Here is an 8,871-nt window from a genome sequence, read left to right on the forward strand (position 1 = left end):
GCCGGCTCCTTGTCCTGACGGTCCCGTCGCACGGTGCGAGCCAGCGCCGTCCGGGCCGCAGCCAGGCCGGATTCGAAGGTGCAAGGCGGAATGACGACGATGCAGGTGACCGAGACCAAGGCCGAGGGGCTGAAGCGCGAGTTCCAGGTGGTCCTCCCCGCGGCCGAGCTGGAGAGCCGGCTCGCGACCGAGCTCGACGGGATCAAGGGCAAGGTGCAGATCAAGGGCTTCCGCCCGGGCAAGGTGCCGGTCGCCCACCTGCGCAAGGTCTACGGCCGCTCCGTGATGGCCGACGTCGTCCAGAACGCCGTCAACGAGGCCAACCAGAAGATCGTCGAGGACAACAAGCTCAAGCTCGCCCTCGAGCCTCAGGTGCAGATGCCCGAGGACAAGGACGAGATCGAGAAGGCGCTCGACGCCAAGGCCGACCTCTCGTTCAAGATCGCCCTCGAGGTGATGCCGAGCTTCGACCTCGTCGACCTCTCGGACGTGAGCCTGACCAAGCTCGTCGTCACCCCCTCCGACGAGGAGATCAACGAGACGATCGAGCGGATGGCCGCCGCCAACCGCCCGTTCGAGGACCGGCCCGAGGGCGAGGCTGCCCAGTCCGGCGACCGCCTGACCATCAACTTCACCGGCCGGATCGACGGCACCCCGTTCGAGGGCGGCACCGGCGAGGACATCAACCTCGATCTCGGCTCGAACACCTTCATCCCCGGCTTCGAGGACCAGCTGATCGGCGCCAAGGTCGGCGACGAGCGCCTGGTCAAGGTCACCTTCCCGGAGAGCTACGGCGCCGAGCACCTCGCCGGCAAGGAAGCCGAGTTCGACGTCACCGTGAAGGCCGTGAAGGCCCCGGGTGAGCTCACGATCGACGACGAGCTCGCCAAGAATTTCGGCATGGACTCCCTCGACGCCCTCAAGGACGCCGTGCGGACCACCATGGGCCGCGAGTACGAGGCGGCCTCGCGCCAGAAGCTCAAGAAGGGCCTGCTCGACGCCCTCGACAGCCGCTACTCCTTCGAGCTGCCCCCGAGCCTCGTCCACCAGGAATTCGCCGCCGTGTGGGCCCAGGTCGAGCAGGATCTGAAGAACCGCGGCAAGACCTTCGAGGACGAGGACACCACGGAGGAGAAGGCGCGCGAGGAGTACCGCCGGATCGCCGAGCGCCGCGTGCGCCTCGGTCTGGTGCTTGCGCAGGCCGGCGAGAGCGCCGATATCAAGGTCTCGGACGACGAGGTGAATCAGGCCCTGATCGCCCGCGTCCGTCAGTTCCCGGGCCAAGAGCAGCAGGTCTGGGATTTCTACCGCAAGACCCCGCAGGCGCTGGCCGAGCTGCGCGCTCCGCTGTTCGAGGAGAAGGTGGTTGACCACGTCCTCGGTCAGGTCAAACTGGTCGAGGAGCCCGTCTCCAAGGAGGCGCTGTTCGCCGACGAGGACGACGCCGAGGACGGCACCAAGGCCGAGACGGCCGAGGCTGCTCCCGCGGGTGAGTCCAACCCGGCCTGATCCCCGGCCGACCTCCTCCCTCTGGCGGGCGGCGGACGGGGCCTGAGAGGTCGTTCGTTCCGCCGTCATCCCGGCTGCCCGAAGGCAGCCGGGTTCCGTTCAGAGGGCCAGTGAGATGAGAGATCCGGTCGAGTATTATAACAGCGCGCTCGTCCCTATGGTGGTCGAGCAGTCGAGTCGCGGCGAGCGCGCGTTCGACATCTACTCGCGCCTGCTGCGCGAGCGCATCATCTTCCTGACCGGCCCGGTCGAGGACTACTCCGCGTCGCTGATCGTGGCGCAGCTGCTGTTCCTCGAGGCGGAGAATCCGAAGAAGGAGATCTCCTTCTACATCAACTCGCCAGGCGGCGTCGTCACCTCCGGCCTGTCGATCTACGACACGATGCAGTTCATCCGCTGCCCGGTCGCCACGCTCTGCGTCGGCCAGGCCGCCTCGATGGGCTCGCTGCTGCTGGCCGCCGGCGAGGCGGGCCACCGCTTCGCGCTGCCGAATGCCCGGATCATGGTGCACCAGCCCTCCGGCGGCTTCCAGGGCCAGGCCACCGACATCCTCATCCATGCCCGCGAGATCGAGGCCCTAAAGCGGCGCCTCAACGAGATCTACGTGAAGCATACCGGCCGCGACTACGATGCCATCGAGCAGGGCCTGGAGCGCGACAACTTCATGACCGCCGACGCGGCCAAGGAGTGGGGCCTGATCGACGAGGTGCTCCAGAAGCGGGCCGAGGCGCCGGCGCAGGCGTAAACGCCGGCGGCCGCGCCATCCGCCGGAGGGGCCCGCCTGGGCGGACCTCCCCCGGCGGGTGGCGACCGCTCCGGAAGGCGGATCCCGGATGCGGCCATTTGGCGGGAGCCTGTCGCATCCGCGGGATTGATCCGGCGGTGGCTGCGTGTTTGCATCGCGATTCTGCGTCGGGCGCTCGGCGCGCGGGAGGCGGTGACTGTTTCTTTAGCCGGGCGCCACTATCTAAAAGCGATGCGGTCGTGCCCCCGGGGCGGGACCGATCGGGGACTTGGAGACCCATATGAGCAAGGCTGGCGGCAACGACTCGAAGAGCACGCTGTACTGCTCGTTCTGCGGCAAGAGCCAGCACGAGGTTCGCAAGCTGATCGCGGGCCCGACCGTCTTCATCTGCGATGAGTGCGTCGAGCTGTGCATGGACATCATTCGCGAGGAATCGAAGTCCTCGTTGGTGAAGTCGCGGGACGGCGTACCGACTCCGAAGGAAATTCGGCGGGTTCTGGATGACTACGTCATCGGGCAGGACTTTGCCAAGAAGGTCCTGTCGGTGGCTGTGCACAACCACTACAAGCGCCTGGCGCACGCGACCAAGCACAACGACGTCGAGCTGGCGAAGTCCAACATCCTGCTGATCGGCCCGACCGGGTCGGGCAAGACTCTTCTGGCCCAGACCCTGGCGCGCATCCTCGACGTGCCGTTCACGATGGCCGATGCAACGACGCTGACCGAGGCCGGTTACGTCGGCGAGGACGTCGAGAACATCATCCTCAAGCTGCTCCAGGCCTCGGACTACAACGTCGAGCGGGCGCAGCGCGGCATCGTCTACATCGACGAGATCGACAAGATCTCGCGCAAGTCGGATAACCCCTCCATCACCCGCGACGTGTCGGGCGAGGGCGTGCAGCAGGCCCTCCTGAAGATCATGGAGGGCACGGTCGCCAGCGTGCCGCCGCAGGGCGGGCGCAAGCACCCGCAGCAGGAATTCCTGCAGGTCGACACGACCAACATCCTGTTCATCTGCGGCGGCGCCTTCGCGGGGCTGGAGCGGATCATCTCGGCCCGCGGCAAGGGCACCTCGATCGGCTTCGGCGCCACCGTTCAGGCTCCGGACGACCGCCGCACCGGCGAGATCTTCCGCAACGTCGAGCCCGAGGACCTGCTGAAGTTCGGCCTGATCCCGGAATTCGTCGGCCGCCTGCCGGTGCTGGCGACACTCGAGGACCTCGACGAGACGGCGCTGAAGCGGATCCTCCAGGAGCCGAAGAACGCGCTCGTCAAGCAGTACCAGCGCCTGTTCGAGATGGAGAACGTCGACCTGACGTTCCAGGAGGAGGCGCTGAGCCTCGTCGCCCGCAAGGCGATCGAGCGCAAGACCGGCGCCCGCGGCCTGCGATCGATCCTGGAGAGCATCCTGCTCGAGACGATGTACGACCTGCCCGGCCTTGATTCGGTGGAGCAGGTGGTGATCGGGCCGGAGGTCGTCGACGGCAAGTCGCGGCCGCTCTACATCCACGGCGACCGCGGCAAGGACGCGCCGGCGAGCGCCAGCGCCTGACGGTGACCCGGAGGCCGCCGCGAAAACGGCGGCCTCTCGTCCGAGAGGTGGCCGGATGCGGCCGGGTGGCACGGTGCTTGAAAGCGGCACCCGAAGGAGCCACCTGAGAGTCAACGCGGCGGCCGCATGCTCACCGAAACGAGGTGCGGTGCCGCGACCCGGCCGCTCTTCTCGTTCCGACCCCCGCGGCCCGGTCGGCCCCCATGTTCCTCCTGCTTTTCCCCTCGTGAGGGGAGGGATCTGGGCGTCACCACACAAGGAAGTCAGTCAATGACCCAGCCGAAATCGCGCCAGCCCGTCGTCCCCGGTACGAGCGGGACCTATGCGGTCCTGCCGCTGCGCGACATCGTGGTCTTCCCGCACATGATCGTGCCGCTCTTCGTCGGCCGCGAGAAGTCGATCCGGGCCCTCGAGGAGGCGGTGCGCACCGACCGCCACATCCTGCTCGCGACCCAGGTCAACGCCACCGACGACGATCCGGCCACCGATGCGATCTACACCATCGGCACCCTGGCGAGCGTGCTCCAGCTGCTCAAGCTGCCCGACGGCACCGTAAAGGTGCTGGTGGAGGGCGGCGGCCGGGCCAAGATCCAGGATTTCGTGCGCTCGGACGAGTACTACGCCGCCGAGGCCGAGGTGCTGCCGAACGATCTCGGCGACAAGATCGAGGCCGAGGCCCTCGCCCGTTCGGTGATCTCGGAGTTCGAGAACTACGTCAAGCTCAACAAGAAGATCTCGCCCGAGGTGGTCTCGGCGGTGATCCAGATCGACGAGCCCTCGAAGCTCGCCGACACGGTCGCCTCGCATCTCGCGGTCAAGATCTCCGACAAGCAGGCGATCCTCGAGATCCCGACCGTCGCCCAGCGGCTGGAGCGCGTGCTCTCGCTGATGGAGAGCGAGATCTCGGTGCTGCAGGTCGAGAAGCGCATTCGCACCCGCGTCAAGCGGCAGATGGAGAAGACTCAGCGCGAGTACTACCTGAATGAGCAGATGAAGGCCATTCAGAAGGAACTCGGCGACGAGGACGGCCGCGACGAGCTGGCCGAGCTCGAGGACAAGATCGAGAAGACCAAGCTGTCCAAGGAGGCGCGGGACAAGGCGTTGGCCGAGCTGAAGAAGCTGCGCCAGATGTCGCCGATGTCGGCCGAGGCGACGGTCGTGCGCAACTACCTCGACTGGATGCTCGGCATCCCGTGGGGCAAGCGCTCGAAGATCAAGAAGGACCTGCCCGGTGCGCAGGCGATGCTCGATGCCGACCATTTCGGCCTCGACAAGGTGAAGGAGCGGATCGTCGAGTACCTGGCGGTGCAGCAGCGCGCCAACAAGCTCACCGGTCCGATCCTCTGCCTCGTCGGACCGCCCGGCGTCGGCAAGACCTCGCTCGGCAAGTCGATCGCCAAGGCGACGGGTCGCGAGTTCGTGCGCATGTCGCTCGGCGGCGTGCGTGACGAGGCCGAGATCCGCGGTCACCGGCGGACCTATATCGGCTCGATGCCCGGCAAGATCGTGCAGTCGATGCGCAAGGCCAAGACCTCGAACCCGCTCATCCTGCTCGACGAGATCGACAAGATGGGCATGGACTTCCGCGGCGATCCGTCCGCGGCGCTCCTCGAGGTGCTGGATCCGGAGCAGAACGCGACCTTCAACGACCATTACCTCGAGGTCGATTACGACCTGTCGAACGTGATGTTCGTGACCACGGCCAACACCCTCAATATCCCGCCGGCCCTCCTGGACCGGATGGAGGTGATCCGCATCGCCGGCTACACCGAGGAGGAGAAGGTCGAGATCGCGCGCAAGCACCTGATGCCCGGCGCGCTGAAGAAGCACGGCCTCGAGCCCAAGGAGTGGTCGATCACCGATGACGGCCTGATGCTCCTGATCCGCCGCTACACCCGCGAGGCGGGCGTGCGGAACCTGGAGCGCGAGATCTCGAACCTGATCCGCAAGGCGGTGAAGGAGATCCTGATCTCGGGGGTGAAGAGCGTGACGGTCTCGGCCGACAACCTCGACACCTTCCTGGGCCCGGCGAAGTTCCGCTATGGCGAGGTCGAGACCGACGATCAGGTCGGCGTGGTCACGGGTCTGGCCTGGACCGAGGTCGGGGGCGAGCTGCTCACGATCGAGGGCGTCATGATGCCCGGTAAGGGCAAGATGACGGTCACCGGCAACCTGCGCGACGTGATGAAGGAATCGATCTCGGCGGCGGCGTCCTACGTCCGCTCGCGGGCCGTCGATTTCGGCGTCGAGCCGCCGTTGTTCGAGCGCCGGGACATCCACGTCCACGTGCCGGAGGGGGCGAATCCGAAGGACGGGCCCTCGGCTGGTATCGCCATGGCGACGGCGATCGTCTCGGTCATCACCGGCATCCCGATTCGCCGCGACATCGCCATGACCGGCGAAGTCACCTTGCGGGGTCGGGTGCTGCCGATCGGCGGCCTCAAGGAGAAGCTGCTGGCCGCTCTGCGGGGCGGCATCAAGATCGTGCTGATCCCGGAGGAGAACGCCAAGGATCTGGTGGAGATTCCCGACAGCGTGAAGAACGGGCTCGAGATCGTTCCCGTCTCGCGCATGGATCAGGTCCTGGAGCGGGCGCTGGTGCGCATGCCGGTGGCGATCGACTGGGACGAGCCGCTGCCGAAGGCTTCGCCCGCCCGGTCCGAGGACGACGCTTCGGGGCTGGTGGCGCATTAACTGCCTGACTCTTCCCTGAGACGAGAAAGGCCCCCGGATCTCACGATCCGGGGGCCTTTCTTTGTCCGGGCTGGCGCCCCTCGCCCGAGACGATGTCAGAGCGGGGGTCAGGCGCTGCGGCGCCGGCCCAGGCCGCTGTTCTTGGCGAGTTCGGAGCGCTGGGCGGCGTAGTTGGCGGCGACCATCGGGTAGTCGTGCGGCAGGCCCCACTTGCGGCGGTACTCCTCGGGGGTGAGCCCGCGGGTCGACAGGTGGCGCTTGAGCGACTTGTACTGCCGGCCGTCCTCGAGGCTGATCAGGTAGTCCGGGGTCACCGTCTTCTTGATCGGCATCAGCGGGACCGGCTTCTCGGCCTCGACCGGCTGATTGTCGCCGAGCCGGCTCAGCGACTGGTGCACGGCGTTGATCAGGGCCGGCAGATCGGGCAGCGGCACGGAGTTGTTGGACACGTAGGCCGACACGATGTCGGCTGCGCGCTCAATCAGGTTGGTTTCTTGATCTTGGTCCAGCATTCAATCGGCTCCGATGACAGAGTGCGTGCCCCATGCGTCTTTGAGCGCCGCGGGTCAATATTTCTTTTTGGGAATGCGACAGAATTACACCGTGGAAACAAAGTTGTGCGCCATGGATAGTGACTGATGGTCTCTACGGGGCGCGATTCCCGCCTATGCGCCCACGTAATACAGGCATTGCACACGCGGGTGCGCCAGCCGTACGCAGGAGCACTCGTAAGCCAGTCGCTCTCGGCATCGCCGTCCGCGAGCCGACGCGTGCGAGAGGGGAGGGGGCCGATGAGGCATCTGTCGCGGGAGCTTCACAAAGGAGTTGACGGGGGAAAATGCGGGGCCTATACGACCACCCATCGGCGCCGGCCGCTCCCGCGGACCGGTCTCTGAAACGTCTTCTGCACAGTCTGGGCCGGCGAGCCTGACCTTGGTCAGGCGCGGGTCCTGTTGTTGCCGACGATCGCCGGGTCGACCGGCCTGCTCTTTGACAAGTGCATACGAGAAAGAGAAGCGTGGACGGCGTCGTCCCTGCGGATCCTGCCTTCGGGCGGGATCATGAGTAGGATGATGCTGGTCTGACGTTTCGGTGCTCACACGATCGTGCGGAAACGCCGGTCGGTTGTGAGCCTCCGTTACTATTGTGATCAGCTTTGATCAGCTCTTCAACTTGAGAGTTTGATCCTGGCTCAGAGCGAACGCTGGCGGCAGGCTTAACACATGCAAGTCGAGCGGGCCCTTCGGGGTCAGCGGCAGACGGGTGAGTAACGCGTGGGAACGTGCCCTTCGGTTCGGAATAACTCAGGGAAACTTGAGCTAATACCGGATACGCCCTTATGGGGAAAGGCTTGACTGCCGAAGGATCGGCCCGCGTCTGATTAGCTAGTTGGTGAGGTTATGGCTCACCAAGGCGACGATCAGTAGCTGGTCTGAGAGGATGATCAGCCACACTGGGACTGAGACACGGCCCAGACTCCTACGGGAGGCAGCAGTGGGGAATATTGGACAATGGGGGCAACCCTGATCCAGCCATGCCGCGTGAGTGATGACGGCCTTAGGGTTGTAAAGCTCTTTTCTCCGGGACGATAATGACGGTACCGGAGGAATAAGCCCCGGCTAACTTCGTGCCAGCAGCCGCGGTAATACGAAGGGGGCTAGCGTTGCTCGGAATCACTGGGCGTAAAGGGCGCGTAGGCGGCTGATTTAGTCGAGGGTGAAAGCCCGTGGCTCAACCACGGAATGGCCTTCGATACTGGTTGGCTTGAGACCGGAAGAGGACAGCGGAACTGCGAGTGTAGAGGTGAAATTCGTAGATATTCGCAAGAACACCAGTGGCGAAGGCGGCTGTCTGGTCCGGTTCTGACGCTGAGGCGCGAAAGCGTGGGGAGCAAACAGGATTAGATACCCTGGTAGTCCACGCTGTAAACGATGAATGCTAGCCGTTGGGGTGCATGCACCTCAGTGGCGCCGCTAACGCATTAAGCATTCCGCCTGGGGAGTACGGTCGCAAGATTAAAACTCAAAGGAATTGACGGGGGCCCGCACAAGCGGTGGAGCATGTGGTTTAATTCGAAGCAACGCGCAGAACCTTACCATCCCTTGACATGGCGTGTTATCCGGAGAGATCCGGGGTCCCCTTCGGGGGCGCGCACACAGGTGCTGCATGGCTGTCGTCAGCTCGTGTCGTGAGATGTTGGGTTAAGTCCCGCAACGAGCGCAACCCACGTCCCTAGTTGCCATCATTTGGTTGGGCACTCTGGGGAGACTGCCGGTGATAAGCCGCGAGGAAGGTGTGGATGACGTCAAGTCCTCATGGCCCTTACGGGATGGGCTACACACGTGCTACAATGGCGGTGACAATGGGCAGC

The 8,871-nt window shown here is 65.1% G+C and carries 5 protein-coding genes and 1 rRNA gene (1 of these 6 running past the window's edge); 5 read left to right on the plus strand and 1 reads right to left on the minus strand.

Annotated features, from left to right (window positions below):
* Positions 1-99 precede the first annotated feature (99 nt).
* The 4 genes from tig to lon all read left to right on the plus strand — a co-directional run bounded on the left by tig (position 100) and on the right by lon (position 6,500).
* Positions 100-1,509, plus strand: coding sequence for a trigger factor (tig, locus tag DA075_RS02220; RefSeq protein WP_099956349.1), 1,410 nt, complete (start codon positions 100-102; stop codon positions 1,507-1,509).
* 115 nt (positions 1,510-1,624) lie between these two features.
* Positions 1,625-2,254 carry an ATP-dependent Clp protease proteolytic subunit gene (locus DA075_RS02225; RefSeq protein WP_048445377.1) on the plus strand — a complete coding sequence of 210 codons (630 nt, stop codon included), beginning with the start codon at positions 1,625-1,627 and terminating at the stop codon, positions 2,252-2,254.
* A 280-nt stretch (positions 2,255-2,534) separates the two neighbouring features.
* The gene (gene clpX / locus DA075_RS02230; protein ID WP_048445376.1) at positions 2,535-3,806 is read left to right on the plus strand and encodes an ATP-dependent Clp protease ATP-binding subunit ClpX; all 1,272 of its coding nucleotides are present in this window, start codon (positions 2,535-2,537) and stop codon (positions 3,804-3,806) included.
* Positions 3,807-4,076: 270 nt separating this feature from the next.
* Positions 4,077-6,500, plus strand: coding sequence for an endopeptidase La (lon, locus tag DA075_RS02235; protein WP_099951818.1), 2,424 nt, complete (start codon positions 4,077-4,079; stop codon positions 6,498-6,500).
* Between the two features lie 107 nt (positions 6,501-6,607).
* Here lon and DA075_RS02240 read toward each other — a convergent pair whose 3' ends face one another.
* Positions 6,608-7,012: a Ros/MucR family transcriptional regulator gene (locus tag DA075_RS02240; protein WP_099951819.1), complete on the minus strand. Its 405-nt coding sequence runs from the start codon at positions 7,010-7,012 to the stop codon at positions 6,608-6,610.
* Positions 7,013-7,669: 657 nt separating this feature from the next.
* Between DA075_RS02240 and DA075_RS02245 the strand changes: the two genes are divergently transcribed.
* Positions 7,670-8,871: ribosomal RNA gene (locus tag DA075_RS02245) — 16S ribosomal RNA — on the plus strand; it runs 282 nt beyond the window's last position.

The sequence above is a fragment of the Methylobacterium currus genome (genome assembly GCF_003058325.1).
Classification (GTDB): Bacteria; Pseudomonadota; Alphaproteobacteria; order Rhizobiales; family Beijerinckiaceae; genus Methylobacterium; species Methylobacterium currus.

Excerpts from the sequence above, each read along its gene's own strand:
- DA075_RS02225 (WP_048445377.1), top strand. The coding sequence starts at position 1,625 with ATGAGAGATCCGGTCGAGTATTATAACAGCGCGCTCGTCCCTATGGTG.
- tig (WP_099956349.1), top strand. The coding sequence starts at position 100 with ATGCAGGTGACCGAGACCAAGGCCGAGGGGCTGAAGCGCGAGTTCCAG.
- DA075_RS02240 (WP_099951819.1), bottom strand. The coding sequence starts at position 7,012 with ATGCTGGACCAAGATCAAGAAACCAACCTGATTGAGCGCGCAGCCGAC.
- clpX (WP_048445376.1), top strand. The coding sequence starts at position 2,535 with ATGAGCAAGGCTGGCGGCAACGACTCGAAGAGCACGCTGTACTGCTCG.
- lon (WP_099951818.1), top strand. The coding sequence starts at position 4,077 with ATGACCCAGCCGAAATCGCGCCAGCCCGTCGTCCCCGGTACGAGCGGG.